The 23,956-nt window shown below is 57.6% G+C and carries 25 protein-coding genes; 14 read left to right on the top strand and 11 right to left on the bottom strand.

Annotated elements, in window-relative coordinates:
• Positions 1 to 3: 3 nt before the first annotated feature.
• The 4 genes from ACYZTW_RS05500 to ACYZTW_RS05485 form a co-directional block, all read right to left on the bottom strand.
• Positions 4 to 879 (bottom strand): dermonecrotic toxin domain-containing protein, encoded by an 876-nt coding sequence (locus tag ACYZTW_RS05500; protein ID WP_462004049.1) that lies wholly within the window; start codon positions 877 to 879, stop codon positions 4 to 6.
• A gap of 200 nt (positions 880 to 1,079) precedes the next feature.
• Entirely contained in the window at positions 1,080 to 3,635 is a 2,556-nt protein-coding gene (locus tag ACYZTW_RS05495) for a LuxR C-terminal-related transcriptional regulator (RefSeq protein ID WP_462004048.1), read from the bottom strand.
• A 140-nt stretch (positions 3,636 to 3,775) separates the two neighbouring features.
• Positions 3,776 to 5,143, bottom strand: coding sequence for a DUF1329 domain-containing protein (locus ACYZTW_RS05490; protein ID WP_201183365.1), 1,368 nt, complete (start codon positions 5,141 to 5,143; stop codon positions 3,776 to 3,778).
• Between the two features lie 23 nt (positions 5,144 to 5,166).
• Positions 5,167 to 6,960 carry a DUF1302 domain-containing protein gene (locus ACYZTW_RS05485; RefSeq protein ID WP_462004047.1) on the bottom strand — a complete coding sequence of 598 codons (1,794 nt, stop codon included), beginning with the start codon at positions 6,958 to 6,960 and terminating at the stop codon, positions 5,167 to 5,169.
• Positions 6,961 to 7,890: 930 nt separating this feature from the next.
• On the opposite strand from ACYZTW_RS05485, the gene ACYZTW_RS05480 reads away from it, so the two are divergent.
• The 4 genes from ACYZTW_RS05480 (at position 7,891) to ACYZTW_RS05465 (ending at position 11,420) form a co-directional block, all read left to right on the top strand.
• Positions 7,891 to 8,574, top strand: coding sequence for a hypothetical protein (locus tag ACYZTW_RS05480; protein ID WP_462004046.1), 684 nt, complete (start codon positions 7,891 to 7,893; stop codon positions 8,572 to 8,574).
• A 132-nt stretch (positions 8,575 to 8,706) separates the two neighbouring features.
• Complete coding sequence (locus ACYZTW_RS05475) at positions 8,707 to 10,149, top strand: S-type pyocin domain-containing protein (RefSeq protein WP_462004045.1); 1,443 nt, start codon at positions 8,707 to 8,709, stop codon at positions 10,147 to 10,149.
• Positions 10,150 to 10,160: 11 nt separating this feature from the next.
• Positions 10,161 to 10,427: a bacteriocin immunity protein gene (locus ACYZTW_RS05470; protein ID WP_462004044.1), complete on the top strand. Its 267-nt coding sequence runs from the start codon at positions 10,161 to 10,163 to the stop codon at positions 10,425 to 10,427.
• 225 nt (positions 10,428 to 10,652) lie between these two features.
• On the top strand, positions 10,653 to 11,420 hold the full coding sequence (locus ACYZTW_RS05465; protein WP_462004043.1) for an N-acetylmuramoyl-L-alanine amidase: 768 nt from the start codon (positions 10,653 to 10,655) through the stop codon (positions 11,418 to 11,420).
• 77 nt (positions 11,421 to 11,497) lie between these two features.
• Here ACYZTW_RS05465 and ACYZTW_RS05460 read toward each other — a convergent pair whose 3' ends face one another.
• From ACYZTW_RS05460 to ACYZTW_RS05440, 5 genes are all read right to left on the bottom strand, one after another.
• Positions 11,498 to 12,409 (bottom strand): SDR family oxidoreductase, encoded by a 912-nt coding sequence (locus ACYZTW_RS05460; protein WP_462004042.1) that lies wholly within the window; start codon positions 12,407 to 12,409, stop codon positions 11,498 to 11,500.
• A 112-nt stretch (positions 12,410 to 12,521) separates the two neighbouring features.
• Positions 12,522 to 13,424: an alpha/beta fold hydrolase gene (locus tag ACYZTW_RS05455; protein WP_462004041.1), complete on the bottom strand. Its 903-nt coding sequence runs from the start codon at positions 13,422 to 13,424 to the stop codon at positions 12,522 to 12,524.
• A complete protein-coding gene (locus ACYZTW_RS05450; RefSeq protein WP_462004040.1) occupies positions 13,424 to 14,206 on the bottom strand; it encodes a class II aldolase/adducin family protein in 783 nt (260 codons plus the stop codon). Before ACYZTW_RS05450 ends, ACYZTW_RS05455 begins: the two co-directional genes overlap by 1 nt.
• 131 nt (positions 14,207 to 14,337) lie before the next feature.
• Positions 14,338 to 15,024 (bottom strand): LrgB family protein, encoded by a 687-nt coding sequence (locus ACYZTW_RS05445; RefSeq protein WP_033057889.1) that lies wholly within the window; start codon positions 15,022 to 15,024, stop codon positions 14,338 to 14,340.
• Positions 15,014 to 15,400, bottom strand: a complete 387-nt coding sequence (locus tag ACYZTW_RS05440) for a CidA/LrgA family protein (protein WP_462004039.1) — start codon at positions 15,398 to 15,400, stop codon at positions 15,014 to 15,016. Before ACYZTW_RS05440 ends, ACYZTW_RS05445 begins: the two co-directional genes overlap by 11 nt.
• A 96-nt stretch (positions 15,401 to 15,496) precedes the next feature.
• On the opposite strand from ACYZTW_RS05440, the gene ACYZTW_RS05435 reads away from it, so the two are divergent.
• On the top strand, positions 15,497 to 16,393 hold the full coding sequence (locus ACYZTW_RS05435) for a LysR family transcriptional regulator (protein WP_462004038.1): 897 nt from the start codon (positions 15,497 to 15,499) through the stop codon (positions 16,391 to 16,393).
• Here ACYZTW_RS05435 and ACYZTW_RS05430 read toward each other — a convergent pair.
• On the bottom strand, positions 16,374 to 16,829 hold the full coding sequence (locus ACYZTW_RS05430; protein WP_462004037.1) for a flavodoxin: 456 nt from the start codon (positions 16,827 to 16,829) through the stop codon (positions 16,374 to 16,376). The two genes, ACYZTW_RS05435 and ACYZTW_RS05430, sit on opposite strands and share 20 nt — an antisense overlap.
• 154 nt (positions 16,830 to 16,983) lie before the next feature.
• Here ACYZTW_RS05430 and ACYZTW_RS05425 point away from each other — a divergent pair, with 154 nt between their 5' ends.
• Both ACYZTW_RS05425 and ACYZTW_RS05420 read left to right on the top strand, forming a co-directional pair.
• Positions 16,984 to 17,460, top strand: a complete 477-nt coding sequence (locus tag ACYZTW_RS05425) for a PAS domain-containing protein (protein ID WP_462004036.1) — start codon at positions 16,984 to 16,986, stop codon at positions 17,458 to 17,460.
• A 54-nt stretch (positions 17,461 to 17,514) separates the two neighbouring features.
• The gene (locus ACYZTW_RS05420) at positions 17,515 to 18,120 is read left to right on the top strand and encodes a hypothetical protein (RefSeq protein WP_462004035.1); all 606 of its coding nucleotides are present in this window, start codon (positions 17,515 to 17,517) and stop codon (positions 18,118 to 18,120) included.
• A 1-nt stretch (position 18,121) separates the two neighbouring features.
• On the opposite strand, the gene ACYZTW_RS05415 is transcribed toward ACYZTW_RS05420, so the two are convergent.
• A complete protein-coding gene (locus ACYZTW_RS05415) occupies positions 18,122 to 19,081 on the bottom strand; it encodes a MerR family transcriptional regulator (RefSeq protein WP_462004034.1) in 960 nt (319 codons plus the stop codon).
• A 212-nt stretch (positions 19,082 to 19,293) separates the two neighbouring features.
• Here ACYZTW_RS05415 and ACYZTW_RS05410 point away from each other — a divergent pair, with 212 nt between their 5' ends.
• The 7 genes from ACYZTW_RS05410 to ACYZTW_RS05380 all read left to right on the top strand — a co-directional run bounded on the left by ACYZTW_RS05410 (position 19,294) and on the right by ACYZTW_RS05380 (position 23,945).
• Positions 19,294 to 19,863 (top strand): antibiotic biosynthesis monooxygenase, encoded by a 570-nt coding sequence (locus ACYZTW_RS05410; RefSeq protein WP_462004033.1) that lies wholly within the window; start codon positions 19,294 to 19,296, stop codon positions 19,861 to 19,863.
• 171 nt (positions 19,864 to 20,034) lie between these two features.
• Positions 20,035 to 20,745 (top strand): dihydromonapterin reductase, encoded by a 711-nt coding sequence (folM, locus tag ACYZTW_RS05405; protein WP_462004032.1) that lies wholly within the window; start codon positions 20,035 to 20,037, stop codon positions 20,743 to 20,745.
• Positions 20,746 to 20,767: 22 nt separating this feature from the next.
• Entirely contained in the window at positions 20,768 to 21,343 is a 576-nt protein-coding gene (gene folE, locus ACYZTW_RS05400; RefSeq protein ID WP_462004031.1) for a GTP cyclohydrolase I FolE, read from the top strand.
• Positions 21,344 to 21,345: 2 nt separating this feature from the next.
• Complete coding sequence (gene folX, locus ACYZTW_RS05395) at positions 21,346 to 21,717, top strand: dihydroneopterin triphosphate 2'-epimerase (RefSeq protein WP_046045886.1); 372 nt, start codon at positions 21,346 to 21,348, stop codon at positions 21,715 to 21,717.
• 67 nt (positions 21,718 to 21,784) lie between these two features.
• Positions 21,785 to 22,081: a DUF1244 domain-containing protein gene (locus tag ACYZTW_RS05390; protein WP_008150700.1), complete on the top strand. Its 297-nt coding sequence runs from the start codon at positions 21,785 to 21,787 to the stop codon at positions 22,079 to 22,081.
• On the top strand, positions 22,074 to 22,412 hold the full coding sequence (locus ACYZTW_RS05385; protein ID WP_008037347.1) for a HopJ type III effector protein: 339 nt from the start codon (positions 22,074 to 22,076) through the stop codon (positions 22,410 to 22,412). The genes ACYZTW_RS05390 and ACYZTW_RS05385 overlap by 8 nt, the downstream gene beginning before the upstream one ends.
• A 282-nt stretch (positions 22,413 to 22,694) precedes the next feature.
• Positions 22,695 to 23,945 carry a 2-aminoadipate transaminase gene (locus ACYZTW_RS05380; RefSeq protein WP_462004030.1) on the top strand — a complete coding sequence of 417 codons (1,251 nt, stop codon included), beginning with the start codon at positions 22,695 to 22,697 and terminating at the stop codon, positions 23,943 to 23,945.
• The last annotated feature ends 11 nt before the right edge of the window (positions 23,946 to 23,956 follow it).

Genomic DNA, 23,956 nt, shown 5'->3' with positions numbered 1-23,956 from the left:
ACGTCAATCCTGTAATGATTTCAGCCAGGCTGGTGGTCTGCGCATCGACATCCTTGATGACCCCACGTGAGTGTCGATGAACTCAGAAGTTTTGGCTGCCCACGCGCCTATTTTCGCGCCCATCTCCGCCAATGTATTAAATGTGTACCAGACGTCTCCACTGGGCGCGTCGGGTGCATACAGAATATTAGGCCCGTTGGGGTTAGCTCTCTCGCTGATTACAAAGAGATCCTTCATCGGAGCGCCGGAACCCGGAAGAACAACGCCACGAACAAAAAGACTCGGATCTCCCTGAAGATAGCGCGTTACCCATTCCTGATGCCGACGGTGGAAATTAATTTCAACACTGGCGCAAAAAAGCGTGAACTCAATTTTCCTGGCCAAATGTTCCTGCATGGCCTCGTTCGCTTCAGCAGGCATTCCCCGCACTATCATCAGGGCATAGTCGGAACGTATATCCGCCGAATGCAGCCAGTCCGCAAGCCTGTTAGGAGACAGTCCGGGTAAGGCTTCACCTTCAAAACTTATTTTCTGAGAACTATTATCCTGCAAGCCTAAGATGGCAAATTCAGTAAGTGTCCTTCGATCTTGCTGGACGATTTCCCGGCCGCCTACCGTCATGGCATGAGAAGTTTTAACAAAAATCAGGTCAGGGTCCTGGACTTCGCCCATCGCGCTGTCAAGCCACGAGCGTACACGATGATTTGCATAAGCCTTCAGCGAAGCGCGAGGCCCGAGAACTTCATTCAGGTTGATTTCACTTTTAAGTAGTTCCGCCTCAAGTTCAAGAAACCGTCGAACGTACTTCTCTTGATAACTTTCCTTCCAAAAATCCAATCGAGCATCTCGCTGACTTTTCGCACTATTTATATCATTCATTTAAACCATCCTTGTTGATAACGACTTTGGCAACACACCAACTATTCGACCAACAAAAACTAACGTTGCCGCAAAAAAACAAACACCTAAAACCTCTTTCTTTTTATGTAGCTCACCACCCAACTCAACTCAAAAAAAGCTCAGCAACTTCCAATAGCAATAAAAAATACAAAGCACCGTAACAACCGGCAGATCCTTCCTCAGTCCAGCAACCCTAGTCTCTTAGCCTTTGCAACAGCCTGAGTTCTGCGTTCAACACCTAACTTTCCATGGATTCGCCGCGCATGAGTTTTTACCGTATGTAACGAGATAAACAGCTGTCCTGCAATCTGCTGATTGGAATTACCCAGCGCAATTAACTTGAGCACTTCAACTTCACGTTGACTGAGCGGACTTACATCACTCACAACTGCTATGTTTTCAAGACACGTTTCGCCAGTGCCCAGCGTTGATAGAAGGTTGGGCTGACGCAATTGCAACTCTCGAAGCGCCTGCCGTACGCCACAGCGATCGACCAGGCTCAAGCCCTTGCGCAAAGATTCTCTGGCCGTAGTGTAATCGCCGTTCTGCCACGCTACTTCAGCCCCGGCGAACAGCAGTTCGACCTCCAGCGCCAGCATGGCCGACCGTTGCGACTGTTCGAGCAGAGGTGCGAGTTGGCTCATCGGGTCTTTGGCCCGGTGCAGATAAACCTGCGCCAACACCAGCAAGTATTCATTCCGCGCAATCAACATCATCGTCGCCGGTGGTGCCTGCCGCGCCAGCGGACCACGGTAATGGCGCAGCACCCGGCTGAGTGCTTCATGGGCCAGTTCAGGGCGGCCCTGCTGTAGCCAGATTTGACTGCTGATTTGCAACAACACACCGCGGTAAACGGTGTCGGGAATCTTCCGCTGCTGCATCAAGCGTTCGGCGTCGCGCAGATGGACAAACGCTTGGGCATAGTCGCGCTGATTGGCCACCACCTGCGCCAAACCGAGGAAACCATAAAGCACACGTTTGTCGTGGCTGCGCAGGCAAATCTCCAGCCCAGCCTGAAAGAATTCCTCGGCGCGCTCATCGTGTCCCTGGCACAAGGCAAGCCGACCACGACGCAGCGCGATTCTCCCCAGCAATGGCACAGGTCGCTCAGCACGCTGACTGAGCAAATCAGAAATATTCGCAAGCAGGCTTTCGGCACGTTGAGGAGCACCACGTTGCTCCAACAATTGCGCGTGATCGAGTTCCAACAGCCCTTCGAACACCAGCGAGCCTTGTGCTCGCGCCAGGCACAATGCATCTCGGTTTATTGCCTGCGCCACATCGAGCTCGCCCCTGAGCAAGGCTTGTTGCGTTAAACCCGACAGGCACATCAAGCGCACGGGCCAGAGGTCTGGACCGAGCACGGTCAGCGCATCAAGAAAATGCGCGCGCGAATCCTCCATGCGCCCCTGCAAATGCAGTAGCCAGCCTTGCTGGGCCTGCCAGCGCGCAATCAATTGCCGCTGAAGGAACGCCGACGGCTGAGGGGTGAATCGAGACAGATGTTCGATGCAATCGGCCGCTTGCTCGAATCGACCGGCAAACAGCAAGGCTGCGGTGATCAGTCCGACCAATTGCGACGACCCGAGCATCAGCTCCTCGCCTTGTTGTTCATGCAAGCGCAGCAACAGGACAACCATTTGCTCCTCGAACAGGCGCTCGAAACTGAAATGCTGCAACAGGCTGACTGCGACCTCGAACTCTTCAGCCAACAAGGCCTGCTCAAACGCGGCTTTCCAGTCCAGCTCGGCCGCGAACCACTGGCAGGCACGACGATGCCAGGAACGTCCCGCCGGCCATTGCTCATCGCGCATCAACTGAGTGAGCGGGGGGAAAATCTGCAGCCAGTCTGCCGAGTCCTTCCAAGGCTCGATAAAGCAACCCAACTCCTGCAATGTCCTCAAACATTGCGCACCTTCGCCCGCGCCAAACAGGTGATCGCAAAGCCTTGCATTGAATCGCGGCAAATGCGCCAGTACCCGCCAGGCTTCCGTCAGCTCCGGCGTCAGCGTGGTGAACAGTTCGTGTTCCAGGTAATCGAGCAAGGTGTTCGTTCGGCCATGTAGCGTATTGGTGTGTGACCAGTCGCATTTTTGCAGCAGTGCAATCCGTACGCCGGCGCACCAGCCGCCACTGCGCTGGATGATATTACCGGCGACAGTATTGGCGTCGGCCGGTGCCAAATGACGCAACAGCTGGGCGATCTCACTTTGATTGAACGCCAGCATGGAGTGCTCGCACTCATAGATCTCATCATCGAGCAGTAACCGCGGCCAGTTACATTGCGGTCGACGGCGGGTGCCCAACCACCAGGTCAGCATCGGGCTGCTGACCGCCAGCATGCGATCCAGCAGCAGGTCCAACTCGGGGTTCGGGACACGGCAGTAGTCATCGAGAAACAGCCAGGTTGGCGTCTGCAATCGCGACAGATACCCCAGCAACTCGGACTCGCCCGATGAAGCCAGTCCAAGTGTCTCTGCCAGACGATGACGAAAATCCGCAGCGCTCAACACCACGCCAGCCAATGGCAACCAGAACGCGCGGCATTGCGGCGGTGCCTGCAACAGGCATTCGGCGAGCAGCGCTGTCTTGCCACTGCCGGCCGGCGCGCAGAGTAATTTCACCCGTGCCGTGGAAGACAGTAACGGCTCGGTCAAGCGAGCCCGTGACTGGTGATGAGTGGACAGACGGGGCAGGAATCCAGAACGGTCCAGACACGGGATCATGGCGGTCATTGCGGCGTGCCTTTTTATAATTGTCCGGCAACCCTAGCCCTCTCTAACCCGCTTGTTGAGAAGTATTCAGCACGCTGATTGGCCGCCATAAAAAAAGCGACCAACCGGTCGCCTTTTGTACTGTCGATGTATCAAAACCCTTACCGAACACCCTCGGCACGCAACGCTGATGGCGTGTAGTCGGCGGCCTTGGCTTCGAAGCCGAATTCAAAACTGTGCTTCTCTTCGTTCTTCATTCCCAAGGCAATGTATCGGCCGGCAATGATGTCGTAGAGCGCTTCGAGGGTGTAGGCCTGGGTCTGGTGATCGTAGTAGTACTGAGCGTGACCCTCGGCCACCCGCCATAGCTGACCGCGACCGTCGTAATGGTCTGCCAGCGCCACTTGCCAGCTGTCTTCGTCGAGGTACATGTGGCGTTTGGCGTAGATGTGCCGCTCGCTCGGCTTGACCGTACCGATCACTTCCCAGACCCGGTGCAATTCATAGCGGGTCAGGTCCTGGTTGATGTGCCCGGCCTTGACAATGTCGTCGTACTTGAGACTCGGCGAGTCGAGTTTGTAGCTGTTGTAAGGGATGTACATTTCCTTCTTGCCGACCAGTTTCCAGTCGTAGCGATCCGGTGCACCGGAGAACATGTCGAAGTTGTCGGACGTGCGCAGGCCGTCAGCGGCAGTACCCGGCCCGTCATAAGCCACTTGCGGTGCGCGACGCACACGGCGTTGGCCGGCGTTGTAGATCCACGCCAGACGAGGCTCTTTCACTTGATCGAGGGTTTCGTGCACCAGCAGCACGTTACCCGCCAGACGCGCAGGTGCCGTCACCGATTGCTTGAAGAAAGTCAGCACGTTGGCGGCTTTTTCCGGGTCCAGTTCCTTCATCAGTTGCGGTACGGCGATCTCTTCCTCGAAGCGGATCGGCGTGTAGCTGCCGTTCGTTTGCGGGGTCACCTGAGTGATGATGCGTCGCAGGTTACCGCCGTGATAGCGGGTGATGTGGTTCCACAGCACCTCGACGCCGGTCTTCGGAATCGGGAAGGCGTAGTAGCGGTTGCCGGTGAAATTGGCCAGGCCGTTACCCTCGTTGATACTGTTCACGTTCAGCGCGCTACGCTTGGCCGACTCGTAAATTTCCGGTGGTACGGCCACGGTGCGGTGGGTCGGGTAGACCGGGATCTTGTAGGTTTCCGGGTAGCGCTTGAACATCGCCACCTGACCTTCCGACAACTTGTCTTTGTACTTGTCGACCGTCGCGGCGGTGATGATAAACAGTGGTTTCTCGCTGGCGAACGGGTCAGCCAGGAAACCCTTGCTGTCCACCGCGCCGGCGTTTTTCGGGATGCCGCCAGTCCAGGCCGGGATCGAGCCATCGGCGTTGCCGGCCTTCTCGGCGCCCAGCGGCGTGAGGCTGGTGCCCAGTTTGTTGGCTTCTTCCGGCGACACCGCCGCCATCACGTTGGCAGCCAGCAGGCTCAAGGCCAGGGCGCCGCATTGCAGAATCATCTTGCGCATTAAAGTCATCCTTCTCAGCCAGATCAGAAGTTCACGCCGAAGCTCAGCGCCAGGAAGTCGCGGTCTTCCAGGGTGTTGAAGTCACCGCCGAAGAAATCGGTATAACTGAGGCTCGCGGTATAGGTGTTGCGGTAGTCGGCATCGACGCCGACGCTGACGGCCTTGGCGTCTTCGTTGAACAGCCCGTTGGGGCCGTAGCCGGCGACGTCATGGGACCAGGACAGGTTGGGCTTGAGGTTGATCCCGCCGATCACGTTGGCGTAATCGAGGATCGCCCGGGCGCGGTAGCCCCAGGAGGTCGAGGTGACGAAGCCGTCGGTATCGCCGCCAAAACCGTACTGGCCATAGACCGAGTCACGGCCGTAACGCAGTTTGGTGCGCGACTCCAGACCACCGACGTGCACCACCGCCGCTTCGCCTACCAGGGTCAGCCGTTGGGCGCCCAGTACTTGGTCGAAGAAGTGCGTCAGGGTGCTCTGGACCTGCGTCACTTCTTTGCGGCGGTAGCCTTTGTTGTCGGCACCTGGTGTGGTCGCGATAGGCGATGCCGCGCCACCTGCGATCGGGTTGAGCAAGGCCAGGGTCAGGTCGTTGGTGTTGACTTGCACCGGAGCGTTGGGGCGATAGCTGATCTCGCCGGTCCACGCAGTGCCGGTGGGCAGGGTGGTGGAGAAACTAGCGCCATACAGACGAATGTCTTCCGGGTATTCGAGGTAATACTGGCCGCGACCGAGCATCACGCTCTGAGCCAGTGCCGACCCGGTACCGGGCGCGATTCTGTTGGCGGCACCGACGATGGCCGGGATCCGTGCCAGCGTTGTCAGGCCGGCCGTGGTGGTGCCGACCGTCGGGGTACGGCTGTGATAGTTCATGAAGTACAGACCGTACTCGGTGTCGTCGCCGAGCCAGCGCAGCGCCGTGCCCCACTGCCCGGAGTCTCGGGCATCGCGGTCACCACCGCGCGGGACGATCACCCCTTCCCTGCTGACTTCGAAGCCTTGGCCAAACGCTGCAGCGATCGGTTGCAACGGTGCGATCGCCGGGCTGGCAACGGTGTAGTTCTTGTTGCAACCATCCGCCACCACGTCGTTGCCGAAGAAGGTGCCGCAGTTGTCGACGACAGTCTGATCCCACTCCAGTTGATAGAAACCTTCCACCGAGAGCTGATCGGTCAGACCCTGGGAGGCGAACAGCATGTTCACCGGAATCAGGCCTTCCTTGATTTCGGCGCCAGGACGGCGGAACGCTGAAACGTCGATCGGGTTGATGCTGTTGATCGAGTTGCCGATGAAGGTACTTTCACCCCAACTGACCACCTGCTTGCCGGCGCGCACAGTGCCCGGCAGATCAGCGATGGAATAGTTGTGATAGACGAAGGCGTCGAGAAGCTGCGCCCCGGAGGACTTGGCGCCCTCTTTGCGACCGCTGTCACTGATCTGCTTGAACTCGCGGTCTTCGTCCTTGAGTTCGAAGTCGTACCAGTACTTGCCACGCACGAACACCCCGGTGTCGCCGTACTTCAATTCAAGGTCATGAATACCTTTGAAGATCTTGGAGAAGGTTTCGCCCTTCTTGAAGTTCAGCCGCCCGTCATCCCCGGTCGAAGACTGGCCGGTCCCGCCATTGACGATGCCCACCAGGGATTTGTCGGCATCGCGCATGCCCCAGCTCGCGCCGACGGACAGCGAAGAGTCAAAGGTCCCCTCGATTTCCCCGATGTTGAATGAAACAGCCTGCGCCTGGGCGCAGCAACCCAAGGCAACCGCAGCGGCCAGCGCTTGCGGCGTGAAGATGGCGCGCATTGTTGTTTTTGTCATGCGTCTTCCCCGGTGAGTGACAGAAGGCCCCACCCTACTGCCGCACGTTGGGAGCGATAAGCGCACCAAGGAGGTATTCGCGATGTACCTCCAAAGGATGAATGCCCGCATGGGACGGGGATTTGCGCGGGTTATGGATGGGCTGGATGGGGGGTTATCAGCCAGACGCATCGGGCGCACAAACACGCACCCGCAGCGTCCGTCGAGGACTGAGCTCGGGCTCTGTAGCAGCTGTCGAGCTTGCGAGGCTGCGTTCGGCTGCGCAGCAGTCGTAAATCCTGCATGCACGGTCATCCTGAAAATACCGAGGTGGCTGATTTCACGACTGCTGCGCAGCCGAACGCAGCCTCGCAAGCTCGACAGCTGCTACATGGAAGGTGATCACGTACGGGAACGGGACTGTTGCTCAGACTGCAACAGTGCATGTCTGGATTCGCTGTTTTTCCTTTGCCGGCAAGCGCTTATGCTTATCGGGCTTTCAAGGCAAACAGCCTGGAAGACAAAGCAATGGCGTGTGACCCGCCCGCTCCATTGGCAAACGATTTCAGATGAATTGAAGATTTCGACTCATCGCCCCGTGTTCACTGACGTTGATTTATAGCTCCTGATCAATCGTCTTACTTTGGCCGCTGCGTTTGCAGCGGCCTTTTTTATGCCTGTTGAAAAAAAAGAACGCCCCCCTCCGAGAAACTTCCGGAAACGACATGGGAAATTTCTTCTTGAACAGAAGTATTTACTCTCGATCGTTTTAGCCAGCCGAATGAACTCAAACCCATACGCATTTACTTACAGCCTTACCAGAATCATGAACCAAAGTTTTGCTGCAACTTGAAACATATCGACCACTCGTTGGCAAAAAGCGAGTCGATGCCAATCGAATAATGTCCCACCACTCCACCATTCAACAAGCACATTCAAAAGGATATGAGTATGCAAAAGCCTCCAACATGGGAGTTGACCGAAGCTGTTCACATAACAGCAATTGCACCATTACACATTCCGGTCGCATCTGGAACTTCATCGACCCTTCCCCATAGTGGCATGTTTGGCCCCCACAACTTTGGCCCCCACCATATTGTTATTGCCAACTCACATACGATAGACGCAACCAAAAAATCACTTGAGCAGGAATATCAAACGCGCACAAGCCAACTTCCACAAACCATCGAACAAGAACTGGCAGCCACAAGACTGGAAGGTCCGACTCATCCGCTCCCTCCCGCAGACGCGATCATTCGTGAACTAGGCGTTCGTAACATTCTTTTGAGCCGAAAGACCGCTGACTTCCATCAGAAAACGGATCTCGCCAATCAGTTTTATGGCGGCGACCCGCTGAACCGAAGCTTGATTGAGTTCTATCAAACAGCATCGGCCATGGGACAAAGGGTCATGCCTGGTGGTATTGCGATGCAAGCATGGACAGCCTCATACCGTGCGGCTCACGAAGCAAGGCTGCTGGCGCAATCAATTCAAATGCTCAACCAGCAACAAGTCGAAGTTCACAAGTGGCTGGCCGCCGTGCAGGCCAACGACCGAGAGCGAATCGCTGCTGAGCAGCACGCACAGCGTGCAGCAGCCGAACGGGCACGATTGGCGGCGGAACAAGAAGCATGACGTGTTGCCGCTGAAAAGGCGCGCATACAGGCGGAAGCTGACTTTTTTGTTGAGGCTCAAGCTAAAGCTAAAGCACAGCTTCAGGCGAATCTGGTTCAGTTTGAGGCTCAAAAAAGGGCACGAATTGCAGCATTGAATACAGCTCTGGCCGAGGCTGAAGCCAAGGCAGAAGCAGCCGCGCAGCATTTCGCAGCCGAACAGGCTCGTCTCCAAGCTCACATGGAACAGCAAATCGAGCAGATACAAAAGCAACTACAAATAGAAAGACAGAGTCTGGAGATTCGCAGGAAAGTCATTGATACAGCTACCGCCGTGGCTCAACGCCAAGCTCAACTGGCGAATCTGAAGATACAGCAGCAAAGGGAAAAGCAGGCACAAGAGCGCCAGCGGCAACAGACTCATCTGGCGGAAGAGGCTGAGACCCAACGACAACTCGAGCAAGCACGCCTCATGGCGCAATGGCGCGAGGAAACAGAGGCTCGGTGGCAAAGCCCCTCGTTTGCCAATGTCGGTTCGATGGCGGCGTTCGGCCCGGCGTTTACCGGCACAACCGGGACCTTCGGCGTTAGTCCCGCGACCTCCTTGGCGCTCAGGACCGCGTTACGTGCAGCGGTATCCGTGGCTATCGCAGCGCTCGCGTCAGTAGCAGCGCCGGTACTGGTCGGGTTCGCCGCTCTATTGGCTCCCTCCAGGCTGGGTAACGGTGATCTTTTCTCTGTAAGTGTTCCGCTGTCAGAACTCGCTCCTGATTCAACTGCCGACCTGTATGAACTGGCAGCCGCTGGAGGGGAAATCGACCTGCCAGTGAGACTCGGTTCGAGGACGATAGGCAACAGGGTAGAGATCGTCGTTGTTACCACTGACGGAGTGACAGTACCCGCCAGTGTGCCGGTAAGGCTTGCTCACTTTGACGCGCGCAAGAATGTCTACGTATCCAGCAGCACCGTCTCCAACGGTCCCGTCATCACCTGGACGCCGCTGACAGAACCGCAGGATCCTTCAACGGAATTTCCGCTGATCGACACTGACCTGCCGATATATGAAGGCGCTACCGTCACCCCCGACACGGGGCGAATCGATCCGTTTCCAGAGTTGGATCTCTACGGATTTGGTGGCTTCATCACCGTCTTCCCGATCGAGTCCGGGATCCCTCCCACGTTCACGATGTTCAGGGATCGGCGGCAGGATCCCGGTATTGCCAGTGGCGCCGGACAACCAGTTTCCGGAAACTGGTTGGGTGCAGCCTCGACGGGAGAAGGAGCGCCAATTCCGATGCAGATTGCGGATAAATTTCGAGGGCGGGAGTTTTCGAGTTTTAAAGCGTTTCGTAAGGCATTTTGGAAAGCAGTGGCTAGCGATGAGTACTTATTTGAACAGTTTGACCGTATAGACAAAGCTAGTATAAAACATGGGTTATCGCCAAAACCTCATCAAACCGAACATGTAGGTCAACGGCGAAAATACGAAATCCACCATGTAATACCAATCGACAATGGAGGAGCAGTTTACGACATAGACAATCTGCGCATATTAACTCCAAAGCAGCACATCCAAACTCACTCCAAAAAAAGCTAAGGAGATTAAATATGATTTTAAAAAATAAATTTGAAGACTACACAGAGCACGAGTACCTAATCCTTGTAGGTTTGTTATTTGAAGGAGACTACTCATCAGAGGATGAGCACGACAACATCTTTGAAAACATAATTAGCACTTCTGAACACCCCAACGCATCAGACGTATTGTGCCACCCAGAAGAGGGTGTGGAAGACAGTCCAAACGGCGTAGTAAACATCTTCAAACAATGGCGAGCAGCGAACGGCAAACCAGGCTTCAAACCTGAAGAACAGTAATCCAAACAAAGAAGCAAGCATTCGTGCTTGCTTCTTGTACTGCACATTCACCGCCAGTCTTTATGCAAACTCGCGAGACTTCCTAGCACCTACACATTTCTCGGAAAGCGACTACACAGTTCTGTAATCACGCGAAGTGCCCCAACGATTAAGGTTAATGACAAGTCAGCCATTCATTTTGTAATCGCGCTGACTTCAACCTAATTCATTGCGAGCAGTCTCTTCATGAAACCCATTGACTTCAACAAGTACCGCGCCACTAAAAGTTTTAACACCCGCGTACGCTTTTTGATTTTCCACTACACAGCCGGCAACTTCTCCAGTTCGGTCAATGCACTGACCGGCCCGAATGTCAGCGCCCACTATCTGGTTCCCGACATCACCGATCCGAGCTACTTGAAAGCAGGTTATACCGGGCAGGAAGTCTTCAACCTCGTCGACGAAACCAAGCGCGCGTGGCATGCGGGCGTCAGTACTTGGGGCAATCGAAGCAATCTGAACGACACGTCTATCGGCGTTGAAATCGTCAACCTTGCAACGTTTAGCCAAGGGGTTTTCGATTTTCCGCCGTATCAGCCAGAACAAATTGTCGCCATTGAAGCGCTGGCGTTGAACATCCTTGAACGCTACCCGGATATCAGCCCGACCCTTGTTCTGGGGCACTCGGATATTGCAGTCGGCCGCAAGAGTGACCCGGGGCCGAAATTCCCCTGGCATGCCCTTTACTTGAAAGGCGTCGGTGCCTGGTTCGACGATGCCACCCGAGACACCTATCTGCAGCAATATTGCGAGACCGGCATGCCAGCCCGAACCGAATTGCTCAACCTGTTCAAGACTTACGGGTACGACGTTTCCGGTGCATCAACCGAACAAGGTTTCACACAACTGGTTAGGGCCTTTCAGCTGCACTTTCGCCCGGAGACTTACGACGGGATCATGGATGCGCAAACGGCCGCGAATCTGGCGGCATTGGTTCACAAGTATTTTTCTTGATCACCGCTGCAAACCAGATGTCGGGGCCGAATATTAAGAACCAGCAAGGTCAAGAACAGTGACCTTGCTGGTTTCCATTAACGCGAATACTTCTGCAAATTCCCCATCATTTCCTTCAGCGCTTCAAGGTTGTCCTGCGGATGCACCGCGCCTTCAAAATCGCAGATCTGCTGCCAATGCGCTGCCACCTCTTCGGGTGAGAAACCGACCCGGGGATCAAACCCGGCGCCGAGGCTTCGTTCCCAGCGCACCTTGCCCATCCAGCCACCACCGACTTCAAACAACCCGGAGGTTTCCTGGCAATTCTCGCTGGCGAGGTACACCACCAGCGGGCTGACCAGTTCCGGTTTGAGTTGTTCAAAGACTTGCGGCGGGATCAGGCCTTCGGTCATGCGGGTGCCGCCGGTGGGGGCGATAGCGTTGACCAGGATGTTGTTCTTGCGGCCTTCAATAGCCAATGTGCGGGTCAGGCCGTAGAGGCCGAGTTTGGCCATGCCGTAGTTGGACTGACCGAAGTTGCCGTAGATGCCCGAGGTCGAAGCGGTGAAGATGATGCGGCCGTAGTTTTGCTCGCGCAGGTGCGGCCAGGCAGCACGGGTGACTTTGTAGGCGCCTTCGACGTGGACGCGGTAAACCAGGTCCCAATCGCCGTCTTCCATTTTGTGGAAGGTCTTGTCCCGCAGGATCCCGGCGTTGTTGACCACTACATCGACACGGCCGAAGGTGTCCAGGGCGTTCTGAACGATTTTGTCGCCGTCGGTGACGGAGTCATGGTTGGCCTCGGCGATGCCGCCGGCCTCGCGAATTTCGGCCACTACCCGGTCTGCCGCCGAAGCGTTTGCGCCTTCGCCCTGAGCCGAGCCGCCTAGATCGTTGACCAGCACTTTGGCGCCCTGTTTAGCGAACAGCAGCGCATGGGCCCGGCCCAGGCCGCCGCCTGCACCTGTGATGATCACGACTTTATCTTCGAAGCGCACAGACTCATTCATTGGGGGGACTCCAGCAGGCCAGGGGACAATGAGTCCGAGTGTCAGGCACGGCGATGCGGGTCACAACGAACAGGGGTGAGGCTGAATGGTGCGCGATAAGGCAGGGGGATAATCAGGAGCAGGCGACCTTGCGCGGCGGTGAAATCAGCTGATCGCGAAACTCCAGATAGTGCTTGAGCACCTGCCCCGGCGCCTCGGTTTGAGGGTAGTGGCCAATACCGGGCAACAAGACCGTGTCCGGGTTCGGGATCAGTTCCCGATAACGCTCGACCATGTGCACGCCGGAGATTGGGTCGACCTCACCATCGATCACCCGCAACGGCACTTCACCACGCTGCATCGCCGCGACCCAACGCTCGCGCTGGGCACGCCGCTCAGGGATGTAGGCGATCAATTTGTGCATGATCCGTGGCCCGTGATTGCTCTCGATCAGGCTCCAGAAATCATCCATCTCGCTCTCGGTGGGGCGGCTCTGGGGGCCGAAGATCTGCCGGAAACTCTTCACCAGACCGTCACGGGAAAAGGCTCGCCCGATCATCCAGCCCAAGGGGCTGAGCAGGAGTTTTTGCATCAACACCGGGCGATGGGTTTCGGGAAACAGCCCGCCATTGAGGAACACGCAACTGGCGATATGGATGCGCGCTTCGTAATGCCGGGCCAACAGTTCCTGGGCCACGCTGTCGCCATAATCGTGGGCCAACAGGTGCACCGGCTGCTCGACCTTTACATGTGCCAGCAAGGCCTGTTGCAGATCGGCCTGCTCCAGCAGGCTGTATTCGTGGCCCACCGGTTTGGCGGAGTCGCCAAAGCCGAGCATGTCGCAGGCAATCACCCGATAGCGCTGAGTCAGCGGCTGCCACAGGAAGTGCCAGTCCCAACTGGCGGTCGGGAAGCCATGAATGAGCAACAGCGGCTCACCCTGCCCCGCCGTCCAGTAACGGATGGTCTGGCCACGGAATACGAACGTCTGGCCGCGTTTGCGCCAGACACACAGGGGGATCTCGGCGAGGGCCATTAAAGTTTATAACCCGGGTCTTGTTTATCGAGTTTGCGCAGCAGCGCTGGCCAGGCCAGTGCGCCGCCCATCCCTTGAGCACTTTTGGTGACGCCGGCGATCATCGCCTTGGCGCCTGCCAGAATCTGCGGCTCGATGGCGATCAATTCGGCGCCACCGTTCTGCGCCAGCACCTGGATATCGCAGGCGCGCTGGAAGGTAAACATCATCAGGAACGTGTCGGCGATGGTAGCGCCGCAGGTCAACAGACCGTGGTTGTGCAGCATCAGGAAATTGTTTTCACCGAGGTCGGCTTGCAGTCGCGCCTTCTCTTCATGGTTAAGCGCAACACCTTCGTAAGCGTGATAAGCCAGGCTGGACAGAACAAACAACGATTGTTGGCTGATCGGCAAAATGCCTTGTTTCTGCGCCGACACCGCGACACCCGCCGCCGTATGGGTGTGCAGCACGCAGACGACATCGTGACGAACCTCGTGCACCGCGCTATGGATGGTGTAACCGGCCGGGTTGATCTCGTAAGGGCTGTCCATCAGCTTGTTGCCGGCCTGATCGACCTTGACCAGGCTGGACGCGGTAATCTCGTGGAACATCAGCCCGAACGGGTTGATCAGAAAGTCTTCGGTACCGGGGACCTTGGCCGAGATGTGGGTAAAAATCAGGTCATCCCAGCCATGCAGGGCGACCAGACGATAGCAAGCGGCAAGATCGACGCGGGTCTGCCACTCGGCGGCGCTGACCTGGTCTTTGACACTGTGTGGCGATTGGACGGGGGTTACGCTCACGGCAAGAAACTCCTGTTCTTATTATTTTGCTCACGTGAATCAGTCTAGTCAGCCCCCGGGGATCCTGTAGTTGCATTGGCAGCCAGCTTGATGGCCTAGCGAGTCAGTACGCCGATGATCCTGGATCCATGTCAAAGTACTGCCGCCAACAACGGTGCGGCGAACAGATTCAGCAGCCCCGTCAGAACCATGACTAACCCCGCCACCGAGCCCTCTTCACCCCCCACTTCATGCGCCCGACTGACCCCGGCACCGTGTGCGCCGACGCCAAACAACGCCCCTCGAGCCAAGGCGCTGCGCAGGGGCAACCACTTGAGCAGAATGCCACCGAGCATCGCCCCGAACACCCCGGTGAACATCACAAACACCGCCGTCAGCTCCGGCACGCCGCCCAGGTCATGGGCCAGCGGCATGGCAAACGGCGTGGTGATCGAGCGCGGCACCAGCGACATCGTCACCGAACTGTCCAGCGCCAGCGCCTTGGCCAACCCGAACGAACTGCCGATGGACGCCGCGCTGCCCGCCAGCATCCCAAGCAACAACGCCGACCAATGCCGCATCAGCATCTGCCGCTGCTGCCAGATCGGTACAGCAAAAGCGACGGTAACCGGCCCCAGCACCAGCATCAGCCAATGGGTGTTACTCGAATATTCGGCATACGCGGTGTGCAGCGGCACGGCGAGCGCGAGCAGCAAGGCCGGAACCAGAATCAGTGGCGACAGTACATAGCGACCAGTGCGACGGTAGATCCAGCGGCTGAATAAATAAGCCAGCAGCGTGAAGGCCAGCCAGAACATCGGCATCAGTTCAAGCTTCACAAGACCTCCTCAACCGCACCACCAGTTCCACGGTGAATGCGGTCACCAGCATCACCATCAACGTGCTGACGCCGATCACCAACAAAATTCGCCAACCGTCGCTACGCAGCAGACCGCCGTAATCGAGCAGGCTCATCAGCGCCGGAATGAAGAACAACAGCATCTCGGCCATCAACAGGCCGGCGCCCATTTGCAGCGCCGCCGGTTTGACCACACCCAAAGCGAACGCCAGCAGCAACAGCACCATGCCGATGACACCGCCGGGAATTGGCCAGGCAAACCACACGGCCATCTGGCAGCCGAGCAGATAGATGGCCAGCAGCACGGCCAATTCGGCCGCCAGTCGAGCCAAGCTTTTTAAGGTTGATGCGTTCATGTCTTCGGTCCTCACAGGTGCTCATTTTAAGGAGCGGGCTGCTATACCCGAAGCGAATTGTTAGACTCGAAGCCATTCCAAAATGGAATCATGCAAATGGAATTCAAACAGCTACGCAGCTTCGTCGAGGTCATGCATCAGGGTGGTTTTACTCAAGCCGCCAAGACTCTGCACATCAGTCAATCGGCGGTGAGCAAACAGGTCGCTCAGCTGGAACAGAGCCTTGGCACTGCGCTGCTCGAACGGCAGGGTTCGCAGCTGCGCCTGACCGCCGCCGGCAGCGTGGTCCTTCTACGGGCCGAAGGCATGTTGCGGCTGCGCAACGAAATGCTCAGTGAACTGGATGACTTGAGCCAGCTGGCCCGCGGGGAATTGCGTCTGGGTTTACCGCTACTGGGCAGCGATGCGCTGTTCGCCGGACTGTTCGCCGAGTACCGGCGACGCTACCCCAACATCAGCATTCAATTGCTGGAGGGTGGCAGCCTGAACATCGAACAGGCCGTTTTGAGTGGAGAGTTGGAACTGGGTGGCAGCCTGTTGACGAAAGACCCGCAATTCGCCTTCCAGCCATTCTGCGACGAACCGCTGGACGCCCTGCTGCCCGCCGATCATCCGCTGGCGTCGAAGACTGTGATTGGGCTGGAGGAATTGGCCGACACGCCCTTCCTGCTGTATCAGCGCAGCTTCGTGCTCAACGACCGTTTGCTGCAAGCCTGCCAGCAGCTGGGGTTTACACCAAAGGAAGGCGGTCGCAGCGGCCAGGCAGATTTTCTTGCAGCGCTGGTGGCGGCCGGTCAAGGCGTGGTGTTGTTGCCGCGCGTGGTGGCTCGCGGGCTGGTGCGGCCAGGCGTGGTGCGCCTGACCTTGAACGCGCCGAGTTATTTGCGTTGGGATATCGCCTTCATCTGGCGTCAGGGCGCGTACTTGTCAAAAGCCGCGCAAGCCTGGCTCGCCCTGCTGCGCGAGCGGCCGGTCAGCCCCGCAGAGCGCTGACCAACTCCGCCAGCCAAGGCTCGGCGTCGGTTTCCGGCGTCACGCTTTCACTGGCGTCCAGGCGCAGCATGGGCAGGACTTCGCGTAGGCCCAGTTCGCCGAACAATTCACGCATTTGCTCGCCGCCACCGCAGAACGTATCGCCGTAGCTCGCATCGCCCAGGCCAATTACGGCGCCCGGCAATCCACGCCAGGCAGCAGGCAACTGGTCGCGAATGGCGAAATACAACGGTTGCAGGTTGTCCGGCAACTCGCCCATGCCGGTGGTCGAGGTCACCGCCAGGAAAGCGTCGGGACCAAAGGCCTGAACATCGGCGAGGCTTGCACGCGGGTTGTGCCAGGTGTCGAAACCCGCAGCTTTTAAAATATTTGCGGCGTGGCGGGCGACTTCTTCAGCCGTGCCGTACACCGAGCCGGAAAGGATGGCGACTTTCATCAATCTGATCCTGAAGCTGAGTAAAAAGACGGGGGATATTAACAGCCATGGCAAAAAGGCTGCGATTGACTCTCAATTAACGCTGGTGGTCAGTAGACAGTGCTCAGTGTTCTTTTAGAATGCATCCCACAATCAAATTGGAAAGGACTCTCCGATGATTAACGCCCAACTGCTGCAAATGGTGATCAACGCTTCCAACGACGGCATCGTGATTGCCGAAAAGGAAGGCGATCAGGACAACATCCTGATTTACGTCAACCCGGCATTCGAACGCCTGACGGGTTACACCAGCGAAGAAATCCTCTACCAGGATTGCCGTTTTCTTCAGTCCGGGGACCGCGACCAGGAAGCTCTCCCGTTGATTCGCGAGGCGTTGAGCAGTGGCGGTTCCTGCCGGGAAATCCTCAGGAATTACCGCAAGGACGGCACGCCTTTCTGGAACGAACTGTCCCTTTCGACGGTGAAAAACCCGGACGACGGGCAGACCTATTTCGTCGGAGTGCAGAAAGACGTCACCGTTCAGGTCAAGGCGCTGCAGCGAGTCGCGCAGCTGGAAGCGCAATTGGCCGAGGTCCAGGCCGAGCTTGCCACACTAAAAGCGACGAGCGGCGAAAACAAAACGAAGAATTGATTGTCATTAACTACAATCACCGATGACTGTGTAACTTTTTCTGTCGAGCCGATCATGCAACGCGACGCACTCCTGACCCAGGATGAGCTGGATTTTATCCAGACAATGCAACACAACCCGCAACTCAATGTGCGGGATGCGACGTCGAGCCTGCTCGTCAACGGTGGTTCACAAATCCGTGATTTGCTCACGCGCCTCGCCGCTCATGAGCAAGTCACCATCCAGGCCAATTTCGAAAATCAGCAAATGACCTTCCCGCTGCACCTGGTGGAAGACGAGTTTCATGCGCTGCATTTACGCCTCGGCGTGCCCAGCATCTATGAAGACGGACCGATGGTCCGGCCATGGCGCCTGGTACTCGAAGAACCGGTAGCGCTGGAGAATGCCAGTGGCCAACCCGGTACGATGTGGGTGCACGAAGTGTCGTTCAAAGGGGTTTTGCTGGAAGCTCGCAACAAAACCAAACCGCCCAAACATTTCGCCTTGTGGTTCAGCCCGTCTGGCTATGAGCGCATCGCGTTGCGCGGCACCTTCGAGAAAGAAACTGAGAACGGCTTCTATGCCTATCAGTTGAATCAGGGTGACAAGGACGAAACCGAGCGTCTGCGCCAATACATCCTTCAGCAGCATCGGCTGACGCATCCGGCCATGCACCTCTGATTCAAGTATCCAGGTTGCCCGTCAGGAACTGTTTCAGACGCTGACGCATCACCATTCCCTCGTTACCCAGACATCCAATCGACGATCCAGCCAGGCTCTCCTGCACCAGATCGGACGCATCCCCCGCCAGCATCAACTGACAATCCAGGCTCAAGGCCAGGCGCTTCAATCGCCGTGGCAACTCGGGCGCAGGCGCGTGATTGGAAATCAGCACCAGCGCCTGGGGCTTGATCCGTTCGCAGACCAGGGCCAATTCGTCGAATGGCTGACCGATAGCCAACACTTGAATAGCCGAATCGACACTGCTCAGAAACAGCGCAGTGACCAGCACTTCGAGTTCACGACACTGATCGTTCAGGGCGCAGACAATCACCCGTCGCGGCTGCAGGACACGCACCAGCAGCAGGCGTTGCAACACTCGAGAACGCAGAAAACCATCCAGGAAAAGCCATTCACTGGCCTGACCGAACGCTTCATGGCGCTGCAGTAATTGCTTCCAGAGTGGAAGCAGAATGTCCTGAAACACGACAGTCAGGGGATAACTGGAAAAGATCTGTCCATAGACTTGCTCCAGTTGAACCTCGTCAAACGCACTCACCACCGCCTGAACTTGCTGCTGCCATTGCGTGTAGTCAGCTTGTACGAGCTCATTCGGGATGATGTGCGACAGCGCCTGAAGCGGTGCAATCCTGGCCAGTATCTTGCCGACTTTACTGACAGCAACGCCGCGTTCGATCCAGCCCAGGATGCTGCGGACACGATCGATATCGGTCATCGAATAGAGTCGGTGTCCACTTTCGGTGCGCGTGGGCTGTATTAACCCATAGCGGCGTTCCCATGCACGCAGCGTGACCGGGTTGACCCCTGTCAGGCGCGCCACTTCGCGAATCGGAAACAGTTCTTCCTGCTCGAGAGGAAGACCAGGCTGCAATCCAGGGACAACGTCAGTCAGGACAGGCATTTTCTAATTTTACGTCCATGTATAAATTGGATCCCATTCTACCTCCCCTGCCCCCATACCCTTCAAGACATTGATGGCGATGAATATCACTGACGTACCCGGCAGAATCAGGAATAATCCTTGCTTGTTCCAAGACGCAGCCCACCACCCCGGCGCTGCGCCTGGCGAAACTCCCTACCCGGAGTAACGCGATTGTCATACGGAGATACACAATGTCTACCTCACCCGTCACGCTGATGGTTGCGCGCCGCGTCGCCGATGGGCGCTATCAGGACCTGATCGCCTGGTTGCGTGAAGGCGAACAACTGGCCACAGATTTTCCCGGCTATCTCGGCTCTGGCGTGCTCGCTCCGCCGCCCGACGATGACGAATTCCAGATTATCTTCCGCTTCGCCGATGAGCAGACGCTGCACGCCTGGGAGCATTCCGCCTCGCGCACTGCCTGGCTTGGCCGCGGCAGCGACTTGTTTGCCCATCCAACGGAACATCGGGTCAGCGGCATCGAAGGCTGGTTCGGCGCCACCGGCCAGCGCCCACCACGCTGGAAACAGGCCGTGGCGATCTGGTTGGCGTTCTTTCCGGTGTCCCTGCTGTTCAACGTTGTCCTCGGGCCGTTGCTGAGCGACTTGGGCCTGCTGAGCCGGGTGTTCATCAGCACCTTGTGCCTGACCCCGCTGATGGTCTACTTCTTCATACCGCTGTCGACCCGCCTGCTGGCCGGTTGGCTGAACAGTACACCGGCACGCCCATTGCCCGCCGCGCCCTCCACACAAAACCACTGATAACCCTTGTGGGAGCGAGCCTGCTCGCGAAGACGCCGGAACATTCGATACTTTTGTTGAATGACACACCGCCTTCGCGAGCAGGCTCGCTCCCTCAGAGGATGCCTCACCAATAGGTAGACCGCCTCCGTCGCTGGTATAGTTTTGCTCTTACCGCGACGTGAGCCGTTCATGACCTCTTTCGTAGCCCCAATCCTCATCACCGGTGCCGGCCAACGTGTCGGCCTGCACTGCGCGCAGCGTTTGCTCGAGGATGGCCAGCCGGTGATCTTCAGCTACCGCAGTGAACGCCCCGGCGTACAGACATTACGCGACCTTGGCGCGACCGCGGTGTTTGCAGACTTCTCCAGCGAAGCGGGAATTCTTGCGTTCATCAGTGAACTGAAAACCCACACCGACGCCCTGCGCGCGATTGTCCATAACGCTTCCGAATGGCTGGCCGAAACCCCGGGCACCGACGCCGAAGCCTTCACCCGCATGTTCAGCGTGCACATGCTGGCGCCCTACCTGATCAATCTGCATTGTGCCGACTTGCTGCAACGCTCAAGCCCCGCCGACATCGTGCACATCAGCGACGACGTGACCCGCAAGGGCAGCAGCAAGCACATTGGCTACTGCGCCAGTAAAGCCGGGCTCGACAGCCTCACCCTGTCCTTCGCCGCGAAATACGCGCCGACAATCAAGGTCAACGGTATCGCGCCAGCCCTGCTAATGTTCAACCCCGACGACGACGCGGCGTACCGCGCCAAGGCACTGGCCAAGTCCGCGCTGGGTATCGAACCCGGCAGCGAAGTGATCTACCAGAGCTTGCGCTATTTGCTCGACAACCCTTATGTCACCGGCACGACCCTGACCGTCAACGGCGGACGGCACATCAAATAAGCGGCCCCCGCGAGGATGTTCCATGACGTTATCCCTGCCCCAGAACGCCCTGTCCCAGAGCTATCGCGAGATCCTCATCGGCCTCGGTGAAAACCCCGACCGCGAGGGCCTGCAAGACACCCCGGCTCGCGCGGCAAAAGCCATGCAGTACCTCTGCCATGGTTACGAGCAAAGCGTCGAAGAGATCGTCAACGGCGCGCTGTTCGCTTCCGACAACGATGAAATGATCATCGTCGACAACATCGAGCTGTACTCGCTCTGCGAACATCACATATTGCCCTTCATCGGCAAGGCGCATGTGGCTTATATTCCAACGGGAAAGGTGCTGGGCCTGTCGAAGATTGCGCGACTGGTGGACATGTTCGCCCGTCGCCTGCAAATCCAGGAAAACCTCACTCGGCAAATCGCCGACGCGGTGCAGCAGGTGACCGGTGCGGCGGGCGTCGCGGTGGTCATCGAAGCCAAGCACATGTGCATGATGATGCGCGGCGTCGAGAAACAGAATTCGACCATGAACACCTCGGTGATGCTCGGCGCCTTCCGCGAGTCGAGCAACACCCGCCAGGAGTTCCTGCAATTGATTGGACGGAGCAAGTAGCAATGCCACAACTTCAACCAGGAACGGCACGCATCCGGGTCAAGGACCTGTGCCTGCGGACCTTCATCGGGATCAACGAGGATGAAATCCTCAACAAGCAGGATGTGCTGATCAACCTGACCATCCTGTATGCCGCTCAGGAAGCGGTGCGTGATAACGACATCGATCACGCGCTGAACTACCGCACCATCACCAAGGCGATCATCGCCCACGTGGAGGGCAATCGCTTCGCCCTGCTCGAGCGCCTGACTCAGGAAATTCTCGATCTGGTCATGGTCAACGAGTCGGTGTTGTACGCCGAGGTCGAAGTCGACAAGCCCCACGCCCTGCGATTCGCCGAGTCGGTGTCTATTACGCTTGCAGCGAGCCGCTGACCACGTCTGGCACATTGCTCGTCAGACTTTTATCATCCGCGCACGATTTGATTGCACAGAGCCCGCCATGACCGATCAACAACGCCTGGAACTCGAAGCCGCCGCCTTTCGCCGGCTGGTCGCCCATCTGGACAGCCGCAAGGATGTGCAGAATATCGACCTGATGAACCTCTCCGGTTTCTGCCGCAATTGCTTGTCCAAGTGGTACAAGGCCGCTGCCGACGAACGCCAGATCGAGGTCAGCCTCGATGACGCCCGCGAAGTGGTTTACGGCATGCCGTACGCCGAGTGGAAAGCCCAATACCAGCAAGAAGCCAACGCCGAACAACAAGCGGCGTTCGCCAAAGGAAAACCCAATGAGTGATTTGAACACCCTGCGCGCCAGCCTTAAAAGCGGCGAACACGTTTTCGCCGACACCCTGGCATTCATCGCCGCGGGTTACGATTACCAGCCTCAGGCTTTCAACAATGGCGGCGTGGAAAACGCAGCCGGGCAGAACGAAGGTTCGTGCAAGACGTTGGGTCTGGCGCTGCTGGAAGGCTTGAGCGATGAAGAAGCGCTGTTGGCGTTTGGCGAGCATTACCGTTCAGTGGTGGCGACGCCTGAAGGCAGCGATCACGGGAATATCCGCGCGTTGATTGCTCACGGATTGGCCGGTGTGAAGTTCACTCAACAGCCGTTGACTCGCCGCTGATCAAAGCCCGCAAACACATCACGAGTGACACTGAACCTGTGGCGAGGGAGCTTGCTCCCGCTGGGCTGCGCAGCTGCCCCCTTCTTTTTAAGGCAAGCAGGGTCGCTCCGCGCCCCAACGGGAGCAAGCTCCCTCGCCACAGGTTACGCTTCGCCAGCCCATCTCTTAATCAGGGCACATCCCGACTTTTAAGATTGACCCGGCAACTTTATTTCGTTTGCCGGGCACCGCTGCTCACGGCTTAGATAAAAAGAAGCATCCCTTCTTCAGAGTCGGTCATCCATGAGCAGCGAAACCATCAGCCAGTCGATCAACATCGTTCATCCCGTCACGCTCAGCCACGGCAAAAATGCCGAGGTCTGGGACACCGATGGCAAGCGCTACATCGACTTCGTCGGCGGCATCGGTGTATTGAACCTCGGCCATTGCCATCCGCGCATCGTCGAGGCCATTCGCGAACAAGCCACCCGGCTGACCCACTATGCGTTCAACGCCGCTCCGCATACGCCCTACATCGAACTGATGGATCGTCTCACCGCGTTTATTCCGGTGGACTACCCGGTCAGCGGCATGCTCACCAACAGCGGCGCGGAAGCGGCGGAAAACGCCCTGAAGATCGTGCGTGGCGCCACCGGTCGCACGGCCGTCATCGCCTTCGACGGCGCCTTCCATGGTCGCACTCTCGCCACGCTCAACCTCAACGGCAAAGTCGCGCCTTACAAACAGAAAGTCGGCGTGCTGCCGGGTCCGGTTTTTCACCTGCCCTTCCCTAGCAAGGACAACGGCGTGACCTGCGCGGAGGCCCTGAAAGCCATGGACCGCCTGTTCAGCGTCGAGATCGACGTCGATGACGTCGCCTGTTTTATCGTCGAACCGGTGCAGGGCGAATCGGGCTTCCTGACGCTGGACGTGGAATTTGCCCAAGCGCTCCGCCGCTTCTGTGATGAAAAAAACATCCTGCTGATCGCTGATGAAATCCAGTCCGGCTTCGGTCGCACCGGCCAGCGTTTTGCGTTTTCGCGACTGGGCATTGAGCCGGACCTGATCCTGCTGGCCAAAAGCATCGCCGGCGGTGTGCCGCTGGGTGCGGTGGTCGGGCGCAAGTCGCTGCTCGACACCTTGCCCAAGGGCGGACTGGGCGGCACCTATTCAGGCAACCCGATTGCCTGCGCCGCAGCACTGGCAACCCTGGAAGAGATGACCGATGCGAACCTGCATGCCTGGGGCTCGCAACAGGAAGAAGCCATCGTCAGCCGCTACGAAGCCTGGCGCGCCAACAAGCTTTCCCCGTTTCTGGGCCGTTTGACCGGCGTTGGCGCGATGCGCGGTATCGAACTGATCAATCCCGACGGCACACCCGCCTCAGCGCAGTTGACCCAATTGCTGGCCCTGGCCCGCGACGCGGGTTTGCTGCTGATGCCCAGCGGCAAATCACGGCACATCATTCGGCTTCTGGCGCCGTTGACCACTGAGGCCGCTGTGCTGGAGGAAGGGCTGGATATCCTCGAGGCCTGCCTGGCGAACCTTTCCTGAAAAGCAAACTA

It is taken from the genome of Pseudomonas sp. LB3P25, from assembly GCF_054897985.1.
This window is presented reverse-complemented; position numbering and strand designations above follow the sequence as displayed.

Excerpts from the sequence above, each read along its gene's own strand:
- folX (WP_046045886.1), top strand. The coding sequence starts at position 21,346 with ATGCCACAACTTCAACCAGGAACGGCACGCATCCGGGTCAAGGACCTG.
- ACYZTW_RS05480 (WP_462004046.1), top strand. The coding sequence starts at position 7,891 with ATGCAAAAGCCTCCAACATGGGAGTTGACCGAAGCTGTTCACATAACA.
- ACYZTW_RS05410 (WP_462004033.1), top strand. The coding sequence starts at position 19,294 with ATGTCTACCTCACCCGTCACGCTGATGGTTGCGCGCCGCGTCGCCGAT.
- ACYZTW_RS05425 (WP_462004036.1), top strand. The coding sequence starts at position 16,984 with ATGATTAACGCCCAACTGCTGCAAATGGTGATCAACGCTTCCAACGAC.
- ACYZTW_RS05435 (WP_462004038.1), top strand. The coding sequence starts at position 15,497 with ATGGAATTCAAACAGCTACGCAGCTTCGTCGAGGTCATGCATCAGGGT.
- ACYZTW_RS05495 (WP_462004048.1), bottom strand. The coding sequence starts at position 3,635 with ATGACCGCCATGATCCCGTGTCTGGACCGTTCTGGATTCCTGCCCCGT.
- folM (WP_462004032.1), top strand. The coding sequence starts at position 20,035 with ATGACCTCTTTCGTAGCCCCAATCCTCATCACCGGTGCCGGCCAACGT.
- ACYZTW_RS05465 (WP_462004043.1), top strand. The coding sequence starts at position 10,653 with ATGAAACCCATTGACTTCAACAAGTACCGCGCCACTAAAAGTTTTAAC.
- ACYZTW_RS05470 (WP_462004044.1), top strand. The coding sequence starts at position 10,161 with ATGATTTTAAAAAATAAATTTGAAGACTACACAGAGCACGAGTACCTA.
- ACYZTW_RS05455 (WP_462004041.1), bottom strand. The coding sequence starts at position 13,424 with ATGGCCCTCGCCGAGATCCCCCTGTGTGTCTGGCGCAAACGCGGCCAG.
- ACYZTW_RS05415 (WP_462004034.1), bottom strand. The coding sequence starts at position 19,081 with ATGCCTGTCCTGACTGACGTTGTCCCTGGATTGCAGCCTGGTCTTCCT.
- ACYZTW_RS05380 (WP_462004030.1), top strand. The coding sequence starts at position 22,695 with ATGAGCAGCGAAACCATCAGCCAGTCGATCAACATCGTTCATCCCGTC.
- ACYZTW_RS05430 (WP_462004037.1), bottom strand. The coding sequence starts at position 16,829 with ATGAAAGTCGCCATCCTTTCCGGCTCGGTGTACGGCACGGCTGAAGAA.
- ACYZTW_RS05485 (WP_462004047.1), bottom strand. The coding sequence starts at position 6,960 with ATGACAAAAACAACAATGCGCGCCATCTTCACGCCGCAAGCGCTGGCC.
- ACYZTW_RS05500 (WP_462004049.1), bottom strand. The coding sequence starts at position 879 with ATGAATGATATAAATAGTGCGAAAAGTCAGCGAGATGCTCGATTGGAT.
- folE (WP_462004031.1), top strand. The coding sequence starts at position 20,768 with ATGACGTTATCCCTGCCCCAGAACGCCCTGTCCCAGAGCTATCGCGAG.
- ACYZTW_RS05390 (WP_008150700.1), top strand. The coding sequence starts at position 21,785 with ATGACCGATCAACAACGCCTGGAACTCGAAGCCGCCGCCTTTCGCCGG.
- ACYZTW_RS05460 (WP_462004042.1), bottom strand. The coding sequence starts at position 12,409 with ATGAATGAGTCTGTGCGCTTCGAAGATAAAGTCGTGATCATCACAGGT.
- ACYZTW_RS05420 (WP_462004035.1), top strand. The coding sequence starts at position 17,515 with ATGCAACGCGACGCACTCCTGACCCAGGATGAGCTGGATTTTATCCAG.
- ACYZTW_RS05440 (WP_462004039.1), bottom strand. The coding sequence starts at position 15,400 with ATGAACGCATCAACCTTAAAAAGCTTGGCTCGACTGGCGGCCGAATTG.
- ACYZTW_RS05385 (WP_008037347.1), top strand. The coding sequence starts at position 22,074 with ATGAGTGATTTGAACACCCTGCGCGCCAGCCTTAAAAGCGGCGAACAC.
- ACYZTW_RS05490 (WP_201183365.1), bottom strand. The coding sequence starts at position 5,143 with ATGCGCAAGATGATTCTGCAATGCGGCGCCCTGGCCTTGAGCCTGCTG.